4 protein-coding genes are annotated in these 20,919 nt (G+C 42.3%); all 4 read right to left on the minus strand.

Annotated features, from left to right (window positions below; all coding sequences use genetic code 11):
* Position 1: 1 nt before the first annotated feature.
* The 4 genes from IPL35_15740 to IPL35_15755 are packed head-to-tail and all read right to left on the minus strand — an operon-like array spanning position 2 to position 20,176.
* Positions 2-1,612, minus strand: a complete 1,611-nt coding sequence (locus IPL35_15740; protein ID MBK8444761.1) for a DUF11 domain-containing protein — start codon at positions 1,610-1,612, stop codon at positions 2-4.
* On the minus strand, positions 1,534-9,978 hold the full coding sequence (locus tag IPL35_15745) for a DUF11 domain-containing protein (GenBank protein ID MBK8444762.1): 8,445 nt from the start codon (positions 9,976-9,978) through the stop codon (positions 1,534-1,536). Before IPL35_15745 ends, IPL35_15740 begins: the two co-directional genes overlap by 79 nt.
* Positions 9,975-12,806, minus strand: coding sequence for a DUF11 domain-containing protein (locus IPL35_15750; protein MBK8444763.1), 2,832 nt, complete (start codon positions 12,804-12,806; stop codon positions 9,975-9,977). The genes IPL35_15745 and IPL35_15750 overlap by 4 nt, the downstream gene beginning before the upstream one ends.
* Positions 12,803-20,176: a DUF11 domain-containing protein gene (locus IPL35_15755; GenBank protein ID MBK8444764.1), complete on the minus strand. Its 7,374-nt coding sequence runs from the start codon at positions 20,174-20,176 to the stop codon at positions 12,803-12,805. The genes IPL35_15750 and IPL35_15755 overlap by 4 nt, the downstream gene beginning before the upstream one ends.
* Positions 20,177-20,919 lie beyond the last annotated feature (743 nt).

Here is a 20,919-nt window from a genome sequence, read left to right on the forward strand (position 1 = left end):
ATTACTGATACTCCATTCGCCTGGTTACAGTATTATAAGAACCATTAGAAGTTGTATGGCTGTTGTATTGTAAATTATTTGGCAAGTTTTCCAATACTTTAATGCCTGTTGCTGCATCTGGTCCTTGGTTAGTAAGTGTTATAGTATAAGTAAATGGTTCGCCAATTTGGGCTACTACTTTACTCGATACTTTAGTCAATTCTAAATCCGCTGTCGGAACACCCGGCTCTGTGATATTCACCACCTGATTGTCCTGATCGTCTTCGGTTGCATCGCCATTTCCTGGTGTGCTGTCCGGATCATTCTCATTTGATGCCACCACTTGCGCTACGTTGTTCGTTGTGCCACTGCCTGTTGCTGTGACTACTATGTTCAACGTCGCTGTGCTACCTGCTCCTACACTTGGTAGTGTCCATAATCCGCTTGCTGTGTTATATACACCTGCACTCGCTGTATGGCTCACATAGCTCAATCCGCTTGGCAAGTTCTCTATAACTCCTACGCCTGTAGCTGCATCTGGTCCCTGATTGCTCAATGTAATTGTGTAGCTGAACTCGTCGCCTTGTGATACCACTGTCGCATTTGATGTTTTCGTCAAACTCAAATCTGCTACTGGGGCTGTAGGTTCGGTCACTGTTGTAACTACACTATCCTGATCATCTTCCGTTCCATTACTGTTGTTCGGGGTAGAATCTATATCTGATTCATTCGCCGCACTCACTTGTGCTACATTCGTCATACTGCCGGCAGCTTGGGCTTTTACCACGATTACCAATGTAGCCGTAGCTCCAACGTTCATTCCGCCGATATTCCATATCCCAGTTCCAGGACTGTATGTGCCTGTGCTCGCATTGCTGCTCACATAGCTTACACCACTTGGCAACAAGTCAAATACTTGTACACCTGTCGCTGCATCTGGTCCTTCATTCGTCAATGTCAAGGTGTAGTTGAAGTTGTCGCCTACTTTTACCAAAGATTGATTCGCTGTTTTGCTCAACTCTAAATCAACCATCGGCTCTGTTGGCTCTGTGATATTCACCACCTGATTGTCCTGATCGTCTTCGGTTGCATCGCCATTTCCTGGTGTGCTGTCCGGATCATTCTCATTTGATGCCACCACTTGCGCTACGTTGTTCGTTGTGCCACTGCCTGTTGCTGTGACTACTATGTTCAACGTCGCTGTGCTACCTGCTCCTACACTTGGTAGTGTCCATAATCCGCTTGCTGTGTTATATACACCTGCACTCGCTGTATGGCTCACATAGCTCAATCCGCTTGGCAAGTTCTCTATAACTCCTACGCCTGTAGCTGCATCTGGTCCCTGATTGCTCAATGTAATTGTGTAGCTGAACTCGTCGCCTTGTGATACCACTGTCGCATTTGATGTTTTCGTCAAACTCAAATCTGCTACTGGGGCTGTAGGTTCGGTCACTGTTGTAACTACACTATCCTGATCATCTTCCGTTCCATTACTGTTGTTCGGGGTAGAATCTATATCTGATTCATTCGCCGCACTCACTTGTGCTACATTCGTCATACTGCCGGCAGCTTGGGCTTTACCACGATTACCAATGTAGCCGTAGCTCCAACGTTCATTCCGCCGATATTCCATATCCCAGTTCCAGGACTGTATGTGCCTGTGCTCGCATTGCTGCTCACATAGCTTACACCACTTGGCAACAAGTCAAATACTTGTACACCTGTCGCTGCATCTGGTCCTTCATTCGTCAATGTCAAGGTGTAGTTGAAGTTGTCGCCTACTTTTACCAAAGATTGATTCGCTGTTTTGCTCAACTCTAAATCAACCATCGGCTCTGTTGGCTCTGTGATATTCACCACCTGATTGTCCTGATCGTCTTCGGTTGCATCGCCATTTCCTGGTGTGCTGTCCGGATCATTCTCATTTGATGCCACCACTTGCGCTACGTTGTTCGTTGTGCCACTGCCTGTCGCTGTGACTACTATGTTCAACGTCGCTGTGCTACCTGCTCCTACACTTGGTAGTGTCCATAATCCGCTTGCTGTGTTATATACACCTGCACTCGCTGTATGGCTCACATAGCTCAATCCGCTTGGCAAGTTCTCTATAACTCCTACGCCTGTAGCTGCATCTGGTCCCTGATTGCTCAATGTAATTGTGTAGCTGAACTCGTCGCCTTGTGATACCACTGTCGCATTTGATGTTTTCGTCAAACTCAAATCTGCTACTGGGGCTGTAGGTTCGGTCACTGTTGTAACTACACTATCCTGATCATCTTCCGTTCCATTACTGTTGTTCGGGGTAGAATCTATATCTGATTCATTCGCCGCACTCACTTGTGCTACGTTCGTCATACTGCCGGCAGCTTGGGCTTTTACCACGATTACCAATGTAGCCGTAGCTCCAACGTTCATTCCGCCGATATTCCATATCCCAGTTCCAGGACTGTATGTGCCTGTGCTCGCATTGCTGCTCACATAGCTTACACCACTTGGTAACAAGTCAAATACTTGTACACCTGTCGCTGCATCTGGTCCTTCATTCGTCAATGTCAAGGTGTAGTTGAAGTTGTCGCCTACTTTTACCAAAGATTGATTCGCTGTTTTGCTCAACTCTAAATCAACCATCGGCTCTGTTGGCTCTGTGATATTCACCACCTGATTGTCCTGATCGTCTTCGGTTGCATCGCCATTTCCTGGTGTGCTGTCCGGATCATTCTCATTTGATGCCACCACTTGCGCTACGTTGTTCGTTGTGCCACTGCCTGTCGCTGTGACTACTATGTTCAACGTCGCTGTGCTGCCTGAGCCTACACTTGGAAGTGTCCACAATCCGCTTGATGTGTTATATACACCTGCACTTGCTGTATGGCTTACATAGCTCAATCCGCTTGGCAAGTTCTCTATCACTGCTACGCCTGTAGCTGCATCTGGTCCCTGATTGCTCAATGTAATTGTGTAGCTGAACTCGTCGCCTTGTGATACCACTGTCGCATTTGATGTTTTCGTCAAACTCAAATCTGCTACTGGGGCTGTAGGTTCGGTCACTGTTGTAACTACACTATCCTGATCATCTTCCGTTCCATTACTGTTGTTCGGGGTAGAATCTATATCTGATTCATTCGCCGCACTCACTTGTGCTACATTCGTCATACTGCCGGCAGCTTGGGCTTTTACCACGATTACCAATGTAGCCGTAGCTCCAACGTTCATTCCGCCGATATTCCATATCCCAGTTCCAGGACTGTATGTGCCTGTGCTCGCATTGCTGCTCACATAGCTTACACCACTTGGCAACAAGTCAAATACTTGTACACCTGTCGCTGCATCTGGTCCTTCATTCGTCAATGTCAAGGTGTAGTTGAAGTTGTCGCCTACTTTTACCAAAGATTGATTCGCTGTTTTGCTCAACTCTAAATCAACCATCGGCTCTGTTGGCTCTGTGATATTCACCACCTGATTGTCCTGATCGTCTTCGGTTGCATCGCCATTTCCTGGTGTGCTGTCCGGATCATTCTCATTTGATGCCACCACTTGCGCTACGTTGTTCGTTGTGCCACTGCCTGTTGCTGTGACTACTATGTTCAACGTCGCTGTGCTGCCTACTCCTACACTTGGTAGTGTCCACAATCCGCTTGCTGCATTATATGCGCCCGCACTCGCTGTATGGCTCACATAGCTCAATCCGCCCGGTAAACTTTCCAACACTGCTACGCCTGTAGCTGCATCCGGTCCCTGATTGCTCAATGTAATTGTGTAGCTGAACTCATCGCCCTGTGATACCACTGTCGCATTTGATGTTTTCGTCAAACTCAAATCTGCTACTGGGGCTGTAGGTTCGGTCACTGTTGTAACTACACTATCTTGATCATCTTCCGTTGCATTGCTGTTGTTCGGGGTAGAATCGATATCTGACTCATTCGCTGAACTCACTTGCGCTACATTCGTCATACTGCCAGCAGCTTGGGCTTTTACCACGATTACCAATGTAGCCGTAGCTCCCGCATTCATTCCGCCGATATTCCATATTCCTGTTGCAGGACTGTATGTGCCTGTGCTCGCATTGCTGCTCACATAGCTTACACCACTTGGCAACAAGTCAAATACTTGTACACCTGTCGCTGCATCTGGTCCTTCGTTCGTCAATGTCAAGGTGTAGTTGAAGTTGTCTCCTACTTTTACCAAAGATTGATTCGCTGTTTTGCTCAACTCTAAGTCTGTTATAGGTTCTGTACTATTCGGATCAAGAATAATTACTGAAATTTCATCTTGATCATCTTCTGTAGGATCATTATTACCTGGTGTGCTATCAACATCTAATTCATTTACACTTGCTACTTGTGCCACGTTTGTTGTACCATTTATACTTACAGCTTCAACTAATATATTCAAAGTAGCTACTGTGCCTACTGCCAAACTTGGAATAGTCCAAGTTCCGGTAGCGTTACTATAAATACCTGTGCTGCTTGTATAACTGATATAATTTACACCACTTGGCAAGTCTTCATTTACAACGATAGATGTTGCCGTATTAGGACCTTGGTTAGTTAATGTTATCGTATAAATAAACTGGTCGCCAATATTCAACAAAGCTTGTGAAGCAGTTTTTTGTAATTCCAAATCTGCTACAGGAGTTGTAGGTTCGGTCACTGTAGTGTTTACACTATCCTGATCGTCTTCCGTTGCATCGCTGTTGTTCGGGGTAGAATCTATATCTGATTCATTCGCCGCACTCACTTGCGCTACATTCGTCATACTGCCAGCAGATTGTGCTTTCACTACAATCACTAAGATAGCTGTTGCACCAGCGTTCATAGTGCCGATATTCCATATACCTGTTGCCGGACTATAAGTTCCTGTGCTTGCTGTGTTGCTCACATGGCTTACACCGCTTGGCAACAAGTCAAATACTTGTACGCCTGTTGCTGCATCTGGTCCTTCGTTTGTCAATGTCAGTGTATAGTTGAAGTTGTCACCTACTTTCACCAACGCTTGATTCACTGTTTTGCTCAACTCTAAGTCCACCATTGATGCAGTCGGTTCTGTAGCAGTTGTAGTTGCGCTATCTTGGTCGTCTTCATCAGGGTTGCTGTTGTTTGGAGTAGAATCAGGGTCATTTTCATTTACTGAGCTTACTTGTGCAATATTTACCAAACTACCTGCACTTTGTACTTTTACTTTTATAGTCAAAGTTTCAGTTTCACCCACAGGTACATTTCCTACTGTCCATAAAGCAGTATTCGGATTATAAGTACCCATTGATGCGTTGCTACTTACATAGCTCACGCCGCTTGGTAACAGGTCAAACACCTCTGCTCCGGTAGCTACATTTGGTCCTTGGTTGGTCAAAGTAAGTGTATAATTGAATTCATCACCTACTGTTACTGTTGCTTTATCAGCAACTTTTGTCAATTCAAGGTCAGCAGTAGGCGCACCTACAGTAATTGTTTTACCGTCTTCGTCATCTTCACTTTGGTCGCCATTATCATTATTTGGAGCAGAATCAATATCCGGTTCATTAGCCGCAATTACTTGTGCATTGTTGCGGAAAGTACCGGCGGTTGTAATGGTAGCTGACATATTCAATATTGCATTAGCTCCATTAGCAAGGTTTCCGATAGTCCAAATTCCTGTATTTGTATTATAAGAACCTGCCGTAGCTGTATAACCTGCAAAATCTAAACCTTGCGGTAAAATATCTTGTATAGCTACACCAGTGGCATTGGAAGGACCTTCGTTAGATACAGTAATAGCATACTCTACCACATCACCGATTTCTAATCCTAATGAAGTACCTGTAATCACTTTGGTCAATTCCAAGTCAATTTGTTTAGCACTTACAGTAGCATTGTCCTGATCGTCTTCAGCAGCTATGTTATTACCCGGTGTACTGTCAGGATCGCTTTCATTTGAAGCAGCTACTTGCGCTACGTTGCTGAACGGACCCACACCAGTTACGGTGGCTGTAATCAACAAGGTTTCTATATCACTTGCACCCAAATTACCAATTGTCCAAATTCCTGTTGCAGCAGCATAAGAACCTGTGCTGGCATCAGAAGTAACAAAGGTCAATCCAGCAGGTAAAACATCAGAAACTGTTACACCTGTAGCATTTGCAGAACCGCTATTTTTTACTTCAATTTCAAAAACAACGTTATCACCTACATTTACTACTGATTTATCTACTGATTTGGTCAATGATAAATCTGCGCCAATACCGTTGATAGTCACGCAATCATCATCATCTTCACATTCGCAACTATATCCAGGAGAAGAATCAGCATCAGGTTGGTCTGAATCTGTAATCTCTGCGCAATTGGTCATTGGACCCTCTTCTGTCACTACACATTGAATCTCGATAGATTTGCAAGTACCTGCTGCTACTGTTCCAACGTTCCATTCACCCGTTGCTGGGTTAAATATACCATTAGAAGATACATATTCGCATTGAGGCGGCAAGTAATCTACTACCAATATACCTGTAGCATCGGAAGGTCCGTCGTTACATACTTCAACTGTGTAAGTAACAGTTTGTCCTATTCCTACTTGTGTTGCAGAAGCAGTTTTAGTCAGACTCAAATCTATTTGTGAGCCGGTTACTGTAATTGCATCTTCATCATCTTCGCTTTGGTTACCGTCATCATTGCCCGGAGTAGAGTCGATATCAGGTTGGTCGGCGTTGCTCACCTGAGCTACGTTTTCGATTTCACCAGCTTGCTCTACACGCACTGTAATGATTAAAGTTTCGGTTTCACCTTTTGGTAAATTGCCAATTACCCATTGACTGGTTTGTTGGCTATAAATACCGGTAGAAGCGGTATGGCTCACATAACTTACACCACTTGGAAGGTTTTCAAATACAACTACGCCCGTAGCGTTAGAAGGTCCTTCGTTGTTTACTGTGAGGGTATAGTTAAAGGTATCGCCTACATTTACTACTGTAGCATTCGCTACTTTATTCAATTCAAGATCAATAGCCTGTGCAGAAACAGTGGCATCGTCTTGATCATCTTCTTCTGCTATATCATTACCCGGAGTACTGTCTGGGTCTGTTTGATCAGAAGTAGCTACTTGTGCAATATTATTCACGCCGGTAATGCTGTTTACTTGTACAGTAATGAATAATTTTTCTTCTTCGCCCGCATAAATTTCACCTACATTCCAAATGCCTGTGGCTGCATTGTAAGAGCCTACTGTAGCTTCGGAAGATACATAAGTTAATCCGGCAGGTAATTGGTCTTCTACTGTTACATTTGTAGCATTAGCACCACCATTATTTTCCAACACAATAGTAAATACTACTTCGTCACCCAAGTTGACAGTCGCATTATTCACGAACTTATCAATTTCGAGGTCGGCAGCAGTAGAACCAATGGTAATAGCATCATCATCATCTTGTGTAGTGCTGTTATCATTCGGCTCTGAATCTACATCTGGCTGGTCTGCGGCAGTTACCTGTGCATAGTTAGTAATAGCTTGGTTTTCAACATTTACGGTAGCTGTGATACTTAAAGTTACAGAACTACCTGCTGCTACTGCACCTGCTGTCCATACACCGGTTGCAGCGTTATATACTCCGGCAGGAGTTGCGCTTACAAAAGTTAATCCGGCAGGTAATTTATCAGTCACAACCACACCTGTTGCATTGCTGTTTCCGCTATTGCTCAAGGTTAGAGTATAGGTAATATTTTCACCTAATCCTACTTGTGTATTATTGGCTGTTTTAGTCAATGATAAATCTATCTGCGTTCCTGTAGCTTCTACACTATCCTGATCATCTTCGGTAGGATTATTGTTGGCAGGAGTAGAATCTACATCTGGTTGGTCTGCATTACTTACTTGTGCTGTATTGATGAAGCTGCCCGCTTTCATCACTTGTACTGTGATATTAATGGTTTTGGTTTCACCAGCCGGAATTGTGCCTATTGTCCAAACAGAAGCACCCGGACTAAAAATTCCACTACCACTTGAAGTTACATAAGTTACATTGCCTGGTAATTGATCAAATACCTGAACATTAGTAGCTGTACTTGGACCTTGATTGCTCACCGACAATGTATAGATTAATAAATCGCCTACATTAACTGTAGTAGCATTGGCAGTTTTAGTCAATGACAAATCTATCTGTTGAGCAGATACGGTTGTATCATCTTGGTCGTCTTCGTCAGGATTATTGTTATTCGGTGTAGAGTCCGGATCAGATTGGTCGGAGTCTGTCACTTGAGCTGTATTATTAATGTCGCCCGCCTGATTAACCGTAGCAATAATGTTTAATGTTTCACAAGTACCTACACTGATAGATGTGATAGACCATAAACCATTGGCATTATTATAATTACCTGTAGTTTCATCTGCACTAACAAAAGTTAAAGAAGCAGGTAATTGCTCAGTTACTACAACATTAGTAGCTGTTGAAGGTCCGTCGTTACATACTGTAATAGTATATGTGATATTTTCACCCACACCCACCATTTCTTTATTAGCAACTTTGGTCAAATTCAAATCAGCCACTCCATAAGTAGAAGTTGTAGCTGCATCTTCATCATCTTCGCTTTGGTCGCCATTATCGTTGTTCGGTGTAGAATCTATATCATCTTGGTCGGCAGCAATCACTTGTGCTATGTTTTTGAAAGTTCCAGTTTCTTCTACTTTCACCTGAATAGTTACAGTAGCTGTTTGTCCGGCAGCCAAGTTGCCTACTGTCCAGTTACCTGTAGCGGCATTGTAAGAACCCGCTGTAGCAGTAGAGCTTACATAAGACACTTGTGAAGGTAATTGATCTAAGACAACAACGCCTGTAGCATCGCCGGGACCTTCATTAGTTAAAGTAAGTACATAGTTAAAAGTATCGCCGATTACCAAAGTAGCCGGAGCCTCACTGGTTTTTTGCAATTCTAAATCTATCAACTCACCGTCAAAGCCAAAGTCTGCATCTACATAGTCTTCACCTGCTCCTAAACTTACGTTGTCTGTAGCTGGTGTTGTCAATGTTGTGCCGTCAGGACCTGTGCCTACTGTAACAACGTAGTTGCCCGCAGGTAGGTCTTCAAAGATGTAGTGGCCTGTGCCGTCTGTGGTAGTCGTTGCTGTTGTGCCATCAGGATAGGTCAAGGTTACCGTTACATTCGAAATACCTTGCTCGCCTGCATCTTGCACGCCATCACCATCTACATCTAACCATACATAATCACCGATACTACCCAATTGAGTGTAGCCTGCATCTATGGTCATATCGTTTTCGCCCGCACTTAAAGTAATTACAGCAGTTTGACCCGTTGTTGTATTGGCATTACTGTCTGTATTGTTTTGGTTATCACCACCACCTAACGAAGTAGCATTGTATCCATCAGGTGTAGTAAACTGAACAATATATTGTCCGGGATCTAAATTATCAAATAAGTAATAACCTCCATTAGAAGTAGTAGTGCTTGAAATTACATTACCTGCGGCATCTAATAAAGTAACAACTACCCCATCAATACCGGGTTCGCCACTATCTTGTAAGCCATTGGCATTTTCATCAAGCCATACATAATTACCCAAAGAAGCTGTATCAAATCCGAAGTCAGCAGTTGTAAAATCTTCACCTGCATCTAAACTTACATTTACTGTTCCATTGGTTGTTAAGCCGGTGCCGTCAGGACCCGTGCCTACTGTAACAACGTAGTTGCCCGCAGGAAGGTCTTCAAAGATATAATGTCCTGTACCGTCTGTGGTAGTCGTTGCTGTTGTGCCATCAGGATAGGTCAAGGTTACCGTTACATTCGGAATACCCTGCTCGCCTGCATCTTGCACACCATCACCGTCTTCATCTAACCATACATAATCACCGATGCTGCCCAATTCTTGTGCTTCTACTGTCGCTGCATCTTCATCATCTTCGCTTTGGTCACCGTTGTCGTTGTTTGGTGTAGAATCTATATCCTCCTGATCTGATGATGATACTTGTGCTATGTTCTTAATTGAACCACCACTCAACACTTGAGCCTGAATGCTCAACTCAATGTCAATGTATAGGTGATAATATCGCCTATCACTGCTGTGGTTACATTGCTTGTTTTTGCCAATTCTAAATCTATCAACTCACCATCAAAACCAAAGTCTGCATCTACATAATCTTCACCTGCTCCCAAACTTACGTTGTCTGTAGCTGGTGTTGTCAAAGCTGTGCCGTCAGGACCCGTGCCTACTGTAACAACATAGTTGCCCGCAGGAAGGTCTTCAAAGATATAATGTCCTGTACCGTCTGTGGTAGTCGTTGCTGTTGTTCCATCAGGATAGGTCAAGGTTACCGTTACATTCGGAATACCTTGCTCACCTGCATCTTGTACACCATCGCCATCTACATCTAACCATACATAATCACCAATGCTGCCCAATGGAGTATAACCTGCATCTATCGTCATATCGTTTTCACCCGCACTAATTGTGATGATTGCTGTTTGACCCGTTGTGGTATTCGCATTGCTGTCCGTATTGTTTTGGTTATCTCCGCCGCCTTGTTGAGTTGGCTCGTAACCTGAAGGTGCTACAAACTCTACTATATATTGTCCCGGTTCTACATTAAATATGTAATAACCACCGTTTGAAGTAGTTGTAGTTGCTATTTGATTGCCTGCGGCATCTAATAAGTTTACAACTACTCCATCTATTCCTTCTTCTCCTGAATCTTGGATACCATTGGCATTTTCATCAAGCCATACATAGTTGCCTAAAGAAGCACCATCGAATCCGAAGTCTGCATCTACATAGTCTTCACCTGCTCCCAAACTTACGTTGTCTGTTGCAGGAGTAGTTAAGGCTGTACCATCAGGACCTGTGCCTACTGTAACAACGTAGTTGCCCGCAGGAAGGTCTTCAAAGATATAATGTCCTGTACCGTCTGTGGTAGTCGTTGCTGTTGTGCCATCAGGATAGGTCAAGGTTACCGTTACATTCGGAATACCCTGTTCGCCTGCATCTTGTACACCATCGCCGTCTTCATCTAACCATACATAATCACCAATGCTGCCCAATGGAGTGATGTCAATGATAACTGCATCTTCATCATCTTCGCTTTGGTCACCGTTGTCGTTGTTTGGTGTAGAATCTATATCCGGTTCATTGGCAGCCACTACCTGAGCAATGTTTTTAATACCTTGCGCTTCTTCAGTAGCACGAACAGTAATCGTTAGAGTTTGTGTAGTTCCTACCGCTAAGTTGCCCACAGTCCAAAAACTTGAAACAGGATTATAATAACCAGTTGTTTGACCGTGTGTTATATAAATAACTTCGGCTGGTAAATTATCTCCTATTACTACACCCGTAGCATCGCTTGGACCCTCGTTGGTAACTGTAATGGTATAAGTAAACTCATCGCCCAATACACCACTTGTTACATCAACTGTTTTGGTGAGTTCCAAATCAATTTGTTTTGCACCTACCGTTTCTGCATCTTGGTCGTCTTCGGTAGGGTCATCATTACCCGGTGTGCTGTCCGGATCAGGTTGATCCACAGTTTCTATTTGGGCAATATTGGTGATATTGGCGGTGCTGTTAACGGTAGCAAAAATGTGCAATACCTCAAATTCGCCTGCATAAATTTCACCGATTGTCCAGATACCACTTGCATCGTTATAAACACCCAAAGTTGCATCGTAGGATACAAATGTCAATCCGGCAGGTAATTGGTCTGATACCGTTACACCGGTAGCATTAGCACCACCATTGTTTTCTACCAAAATGGTAAACATTACGGTATCTCCTAAATTAACAATGTTTTTATCTACATCTTTATCCAATTCCAAATCGGCAGCAATACCGCCAACAGTTACTTCATCATCATCGTCTTGAGTATCGCTGTTGTCGCCGGGTTCAGAATCTATATCCGGTTCGTTGGCAGCAGATACTTGAGCGTAGTTGATTACAATATCTTCTACATTTAGAGTAACAGTAATATTCAATGAAGTAGAAGCACCGGCAGCTAAATTGCCAATTGTCCAAACGCCGGTAGCAGCGTTATATGTGTTCGGAGCTGCGCTTACAAAAGTAACTCCAGCGGGCAATTGGTCGGTTACTGCTACGCCGGTAGCATCGCTCGGACCTTTATTGACAAGTGTAATAGTATATGTAAATTGCTCACCTACACCCACTTCTTGAGCACTGGCAGTTTTTTGCAATTCCAAATCAATTTGTTTGCCTTCAACTACTACCGCATCTTCTTCGTCTTCGCTTTGGTCGCCATTGTCATTATTTGGAGTAGAGTCTATATCTTGCTCATTGGCAGTAGCAACTTGCGCTACATTCTCAAAGCTTCCACCTTCCAAAACTTTAACGGTAATATCCAAAGTGACTGTTGCTCCAACTTCTAAAGTACCCACTGTCCAAGTGCTGGTATTATTGTTGAAAGCACCCTGAGAAGCAGTTGCACTGATGTATTGTACTTGTGTAGGCAAATCATCTAAAACGCTTACACCCGTAGCTACATCTGGGCCTTCGTTGCTCAATGTGATAGTATATGTAAATTCATCTCCCACATTTACAGCAGTAGCATCTGCTGTCTTCAAGAGCTCAAGGTCAATTTGTTTTGCCTGAACCGGCTCATTATCTTGGTCGTCTTCGGTAGGGTCATCATTACCCGGTGTACTGTCTGGGTCGGGCTGGTCAACGGTTTCAATCTGAGCCGTATTTACAATCGGACCACGTTCAGTAACAATCGCATAAATGTACATTCTTTCTTGTTCGCCGGCATAGATTTCACCGATTGTCCAAATTCCGGTAGTAGGGTTATAAGTACCTACGGTTGGTTCGGCATATACGAACGTTAATCCGGTAGGGAAGTTGGTCAAGTACTGTAACTTCCGGTAGCATTGGCACCACCGTTATTTTCTACCAAAATAGTAAAACGAACGGTATCACCTAAGTTTACTATTGACTTATCTACTACTTTATCCAATTCCAAATCGGCGGCGATACCACCAATAATAACTTGGTCGTCATCATCTTCGGTATTGCTATCGTTATTGGGTTCTGAGTCTGTGTCCGGTTGGTCGGAGTTGGTAATTTCGGCATAGTTTACGATACCGTCAGCTTCTACCAACATTTTTACAGTGATGTTCAATGTTTTAGATTCTCCTACGGCTACGTTTCCAACTGTCCAAACGCCTGTAGTAGCATTGTAAGTACCGTCAGCACTTACATATTGTACCTCAGCAGGTAATTGGTCGGTTACTTCCACGCCTGTTGCAGCAGAAGGACCATCGTTGGTTACTACCAAAGTATAAACAAAGTTTTCGCCGATACCTACGGTCGTTGCATTTACCGATTTATCTAATGATAAGTCGGCGGCAGCACCTTCTACCGGAACGGCATCTTCGTCATCTTCACTTTGGTCACCATTGTCGTTATTAGGAGTTGAGTCAATATCCGGTTCGTTAGCTGTTGCTACTTGTGCTACATTTTTAAACGAACCAGCTTCCAATACTTTTACTTTTACGGTTAAAGTAGCTTCGCCGTTCACAGCTAAATCGCCGATTGTCCAAATACCTGTATTGGTATTGTAAGCACCGACAGAACTTGTAGAAGAAACATATTGAACTTCGCTTGGCAAATTATCCAATACGCTCACGCCGGTAGCATCAGAAGGTCCTTCATTGCTTACAGTAATTGTGTAATCAAAAGTATCTCCTACATTTACTACAGTAGCATTTGCAGTTTTGGTTAATTCCAAATCAATTTGTTTGGCTTCTAAAGGTGCGTCATCTTGGTCGTCTTCAGTAGGCACATCGTTGCCCGGAGTAGAATCTTCATCTTCTTGATCCACGGTTTCTACTTGTGCAATATTGATAATGTCGCCCGGTTGAAGCACCAAAGCTGTAATTTCTAAAGTAACTGTTTTGCCGGCATTCAAATCGCCCACATTCCAAGTGCTGCCACTGAATGTACCTTGCGTAGCATCGGAAGATACATATTGCAATTGAGCAGGCAATTGGTCTGATACAGTTACACCGGTAGCATCAGAAGGACCTTGGTTGGTAAGTGTGATAGTATAAGTTACTTCATCACCTACTCCCACTACCGATTGATTTACATCTTTTTGCAATTCTAAATCCACAATACCTACGCTTGTTAATGGATAATCATCTTCATCATCTTCTGCAGGAGCATCACCTAAGTTGCCCGGCTCAGAGTCAATATCTGTTTGATCCATTTCACTTACTTCGGCTTTGTTGTAAATATCACCTTCGGCAATTACTGTTACGGTAATTGTAAGTGTTTTGGTTTGATTTACTGCCAAATTACCTACATTCCATTCGCCTGTTCCCGGAGAATAAGTGCCGCCACTGGAAGATACAAATTGTACTTGTGAAGGCAATACATCGCTTACTACTACTCCGGTAGCCAAAGCAGGACCTTTATTTACAACACTTAACGTATAAGTATAAGTATCTCCGATTTTCACTGAAGAACCGGAAGGAACACTGGCTGTTTTGGTGAGTTCTACATCTACGTTACAGTCTTCTACGGTAAACATTGCACCATTTACCAACAGTGCGGCACAAATATCACCGCCGCCTTGCAACAACTGGCTGTTTACTGAACTAATAGTTGTAGAGTTGGGTATAATACTTCCTATATTAAAGGTAGTAGATTGATACACCAAAGTGTGGATTTTGTAATCGCCGGGAGCTAACCCTGAACCAAACTGAGGAATAGCACTTACCGCTAATACAATGCCGTCTTTAGAAAGCAGATAAGCGGCTTGATAACCAGCAGGAATAGTAGGAGGTGTAGCTGTAATGGCTGTCAGTTTATCTTCGGAACAAATTTGCCCGTCAGCCGGTTCTTGTGCTATTAATGTACCTGCAGTAGGTGATACGCCCGACTCTATCTGCAAGTTAATAGTTTCTTTACAGCCCTTGCTGTCAGTAACTTCTACAATATAAAAGCCGGGTTTTAAGTTGGTGGCATTTGCACTTTGTGCAACTGTTTGCCCGTTTAATTTCCAAAGAATGGTATAAGCAGGTGTGCCGCCACTTACTTCCACTGAAGCAGTACCATCATTTTCGCCATAACAAGTTTCGTGTGTTACACCGGTGATGATAATATCAATAGGAGTGGTAGGCATCAATGTTTCTCCTGTTACTGCAACACAATCATTTGCATCTTTCACTGTAACAGAATAAGAACCTGCCAATAAATTAGAAATAGTAGAAGTATAAGGTGCTGTAGATTTTACTTCGTTCACACCATTGCTCCATGTAAATGTATATGGAGGTGTACCGCCCATAGCAGTAGCTGTAATAGAGCCACCTTGATTGAGGCAATTTACTTCAGTTACTATTTGTGCCGTAACACTTGGTGAAGCGGGTCCGGCTACATTGATACCCTCTACTGTTCCGCTACAACCCTGAGAAGAAGTAACTGTAACACTATAAGTACCGCCGGCTAAGTTTTCAAATACAGCACTTGCACCGGTAGTAGCAGTAATATTGCCCGGATTTAATACATAAGTATAATTACCCGGGGCACCTGCCAATACAGTAATTGTTCCATTGTTTTTATCACAATCGGCGGGCTCTACTTGCGCAATAGGAGAAACTTCCAATCCCGGACCTATTTCTACGGTAGCAGTTCCTTTACAACCTTCGCTGTCGGTAACAACTACAGTATAAAAACCGTCTGACAAGCCGCTTACATTAGTGCCTGTTTTTACGGTAGTTCCGTTGAGTTTCCATTCTATGGTAGCATAAGTGCCGCTGCCGCCACTAATCAATACAGAAGCAGTACCGTCATTTGCTCCGGCACATACCTCGTCTGTTTTAGAAGCGATAGTAACAACTACCGGCGTTTTTTCATCTAAATTATAAGCCCCTTCCACTTCACAACCTGCTGCATCTACAACGGTCAATAAATAAGTACCCGGAGTTAAATTATTGATGGTAGAAGCACCAGAGATGGTTTCTGTTTTTCCGGTACTCCAAGTATAGGTGTATGGAGCTAAACCACCGCTTGCAGTGGCTGTGATGCTGCCATTTTTATTTTCGCAGTTTACAGGTGTACCTTGAAATACAACCACAGGTTGGTCTGGACCGGAAACAATAATATTAGAAATTGTTTCAGAACAAGAACCGACAGTTGAACTTACTTCAATGGTATAAGTACCACCCGCAAGTTGTTCGAAAGTATAAGAAGAACCGCTTGTAGCTGTAACATTACCCGGATTTAAGGTGTAGGTATAAGTACCTGCACTGCCTACAGAAATAGTAATAGAGCCATTATTTTTACCACACTCTGCATCATCAATATCTAATGAAGGTGCTAAAATAATACCTTGTGCTATTTCTACTTCGGCATAACCCTTACAACCTTTGCTGTCGGTTACGGTAACGGTATAGAAACCGTCTGCCAAACCGGTTACACTTGCACCTGTTTTTACTACCGTGCCGTCCAAAGACCATTGGATAGTATAGGCAGGTGTGCCGCCGGTAGCAGTTACAGTAGCTGTACCGTCATTACTACCGTCACAACTTTCGTCAGTTTTTGCAATTACATTTACTGCAATTGGAGAAGGCGCATTAACAGTGTATGATGCTTCTGCTGTACAACTATTTGCATCAGTTACAGTCAAAAGATAAGTTCCTTCGCCTACGTTTGTCAAAGTTTGTGCGGTAGCACCAGTACTCCACAAATAGGTATAAGGAGATTTACCTCCTGAAGCAGTAGCCGTTAATGTAACACCACCCTCACCATCACAAGTAACATTTCCAGTAGGGGCTATAGATACTGTGGGAGCTAAAGGATCAGTCAAAGTATAAGTAGCATCATCTTCACAACCCTTAGAGTCTTTTACCGTAACAGTATAAGTACCTGCTGCAACACCTGAAATAGAAGCTGTTGTAGCTCCCGTACTCCATACATAGGTATAAGGAGCCGTACCGCCTGTTGCTGTAGCTGTCAATTGAGCATTACCTGCTCCATTGCAACCCGGAGTACCAGTGGCACTAATTGCAGCGGTAGGTGCGTTGGCAGGAGCTAATGTATAGGTAGCTTCATCTTCGCAACCTTTAGAGTCTTTTACTGTAACAGTATAAGTACCTGCTGCTACACTGCTAATGCTTTGTGTAGTAGCTCCGGTACTCCATAAATAAGTATAGGGTGCTGTACCGCTTGTTACATTGGCTGTTAAAGTGGCACCACCAATGCCGCCTGTGCAACTTGCCGAGCCGGAAGCTGCAATGGTTACAGTTGGTGCAGAAGGAATACTTATAGTATAGGTAGCTGTTCCGGTATAACCTTCGGCATCTGTAGCAGTAACTGTATAAGTTCCCGAACCTACACTGATACTTGCTCCTGTTGCGCCATTGCTCCAAGAGTAAGTTGCCGGAGGAGTGCCGCCATTTATCGTTGCTGTTAGTGTAATATTAGAACCGCCGCAAGTAGGTGTTCCTGAAGGAACAATGGTCACTTGTGGACTGGTACCTCCACCAACTATGATATTAGGAATAGTCTGAATACAACCATTAATAGCACCTGCTTTACCGGTTACTTTTACAGAATAAGTACCCGGACAAAGTTGTTCAAAACTTTCAGGTGGATTATAGGTAGCATTAATTTTAGCTACTGGTGCTGTGGCAGTACCATTATTAAAAAATTCAAAGTACCATTGATTCTGTCCGTTGATTAATGCATCGGGTGCATCTAATACTACTTCTCCGTTGCATTGTCCGCAAGAAGCATCTACAACTGAATAAAACACCTCACAGCTACAGCCGGTTGGTGCATTCAGAGTAAAAGTATAATCGTTTTTTTCACAACCATTTGCATCTTCAACAGTTACTGAATAGGTATCTGCTGAAAGGTTGGTAGCCGTATAAGAAGTGTTTCCCGTACCACTGGCTACAGTAGTTGTGCCTTTTTTAACAATAAAATTATAAGGGCTTACACCACCCGAAGCAGTAATAACAGACGAACCTCCATTGGGATTTTCGCAAGTGGGTTGGGTTTGAACAGAAGAAATAGTAATGGTTGAGCAAGGAGGAGCTCCTCTAAATCCGAAATCAAAAACGTGTGAGTTTTTACCAAAAGCACCAGTAGTAAAAGATACTTCTGCATGATTGCCACTTAAAATTCCATCAGAATCTATTCTGTCTGTTTCATCATTCGTCGTACCACTCTGGTTGCTTAAAGTTATTTCATTAATTCCTAATGCAGATTGCTTACTTCCACCTATTACATCTGGTACTCTAATCGTATAATTAGAGAGTTGGCTGAGTCCTGTTATACCATAAATGGCACTAATTGTAGAAGTTTTATTTTCACTAGAAAAAATATAATTGCCCTCACTATCTGTTATAGCATAAGCCAAGAGTGTAGCTCCTTGATAGAGTTCTACGCGAACACCAGCAATCCCCAACTCATCTCCATCTTGTATCCCATTACTATTGCTATCTAACCACACACGATTACCAATTTCTATGGGTGCTACATTACATACTGCATCCACATCTCCCATAACAGAAGCCTTCATTCCTACCATGCTAGTTCCATAAATGGATACACCTGTAGTATAATCCAAGTATCGCCCTCCCGTTTGGCTACTAGATTCTCCAGGCACAGTAAATCCCCCTAGTACCAATCCTGTACCAGGAACCACCAAAGCACCCCCATTATATAGATAGGGGTGGCTTGTTGTTCTCCCTACCTCAAAAAACCAATCATCACCAGGTCCTGCGGTAGAAGGGTCATCACTTCCGTCATAGTAACCGGGTAAACCTCCATCATTTGCTGATGAACCCTTAGCCGCCGAAGTATAAGGACCTGATACGCCTCCGTTTTCAACCGTAAAAGTACCATTATTCTCACGCCAGGTTCGCAACATATACCCAGTTTCTCTATCGCTTTCTCCATCTACAAAAACTTGCCTGTTCGTTACACCTACTATCATAGAACCATTATCATCAAAAGCAATAGACGGTACTAAGGGCTGTATCACACCAGAACTGCCTTCACTATCTGTACCACTCCAAGTATTACTCCATTTACGCTGTGGCCAGCCGGCTGCTCTTAGTCCCCCTCCCGTAAAAGTGGATAGGTCATAATCTAATACTTGAACAAAAGAAATATTGGATAGACTAGTCCTTAATGCTCTCAGACGCAAATCTGATAGATTAGAGGAATTAGACGCATCACATACCCCTGCTACAAATAGATTTTCTCCTTCTATTGATAAAGCTGAAGGTCTAAATATACCTCCCGAACAATTAGCTCCAGTTATACTTATTTCACTTACATTAAGGTTCGTATACCCTCCACTAGGGATTGAGGCAAAAGTAACTCCGGATATGTCTATTTTTGCTATATTTCCTTTACCCATATTTATAACATACAAATATCTTCCATCGCTTGAAATCGCAACTCCACCCAAACCATATTCCCCCATTTCATTGGCAACAGGGTTTAATGCAGAGGTACTAATTCCGTAATTACTCAAATTTGTCAATAATTTATTTCCCACATAAGTATTATTTGGTCCTGAATAGTCTGCCACATAAATAGCATCTATACCATCGGGTGCCTGTGGAAAAATATTGGTTAATGTAGCAGCTACTGTACTAAAATAAAGCAATTTCGTTGTTTTCTGGACAGCTACTCCGAAAGGAACTCCTACTTCCTGATATGTAATATCCTCTGTATGAGGAGTAGTACTACTTCCCATGTTATCCACATCTCTTCTGTCAGTAAAGTAGTCCCACGATTTAACGGAATAGTCATCGTCTGCCAAGCCCATACCTGTTACCACTCTAATGGATAGATCGGGATCGCATTTATTGGGCAAGTAAATTCCAAAATCCAAATTTGTGGTATTACCCGCAGCAAACTGCACAGATGAACCAGATTGGTTTCCAAAAGCTCCATCATTGTACCCAAATGGCAGAGATAATTCTACTCTATACATAGTAGCACTTGATGTACCATTGATGACATAAGCACCTGAGTTATTTGTAACTCCTGAAAAAGTACCACCCGAACTACTATAGGCAGTGACGGTTAAGTTTCTATAACCTGCCTCATTACTCTGTTTGATACCATCATTATTTCCATCAAAATAAACAATGCCAGATATTTGAGCGTCAAGCGTATAGCAAACTATAAAAAGATATGCTAAAGAGTATAACAGATGTCTATAAATACTCCAATGATTAATTTTGTAATCCATGAATTATTTCCAATATTTAAAGTTGATAAAAAAGTAGTTCGCTTTAGCTTGAACAGCAGTTTTTGCATATTTATTTTGAGAAAGAAAGCATCCAAGCCTTTTTATACAAATCGCATAATATGTGGGCACACCATATACGCATGGCTCATTATCAACACAAGAATTTCCTAATAATTGTAATGAACCCCTAATGTTGGTATCCGAATTAAATGCGGATTCTAATACTGACTTGTTAAGCCCACCTAGCAACAACAACAGGCTCAACAAACGCCTGATTGTGTGCTGCCATAGGAAAGCAGACTTTTTGGTTAAGTAATAAATTTTTTCTCTCATTGTAATTTGATTATTAGTAATTAAATAATTTATTTTCAAATAATTTATTGTCTAAATTCATACTTTAGTAGTATGCGAAATGTACCTATCACCAAGCAAAATTAGAACGTGCATTTCTGAAATAATAGGCATTGTGTGACTATTATTATATATACTACACAACCTATATTTTTAATATTGATTATTAAACATTTATACACATAGCTGATATAACAAAAAAATAAAATGTATAAAATAATATACACCGGACAAGTCTTATTCCGTAACTTTTAATAGACTGTTTTATTTAAATGAGGTCACTCAAAAACATTTCATTTAATGACATCTAATGTCTAAATATTAAAACTAAAAAACAATATATATTTATAAATATTATTTTATATTTTAACATATATAAAACAAAAGATTAT

This window comes from Sphingobacteriales bacterium (assembly GCA_016711285.1).
In the GTDB taxonomy this organism is placed as follows: domain Bacteria; phylum Bacteroidota; class Bacteroidia; order Chitinophagales; family UBA2359; genus JADJTG01.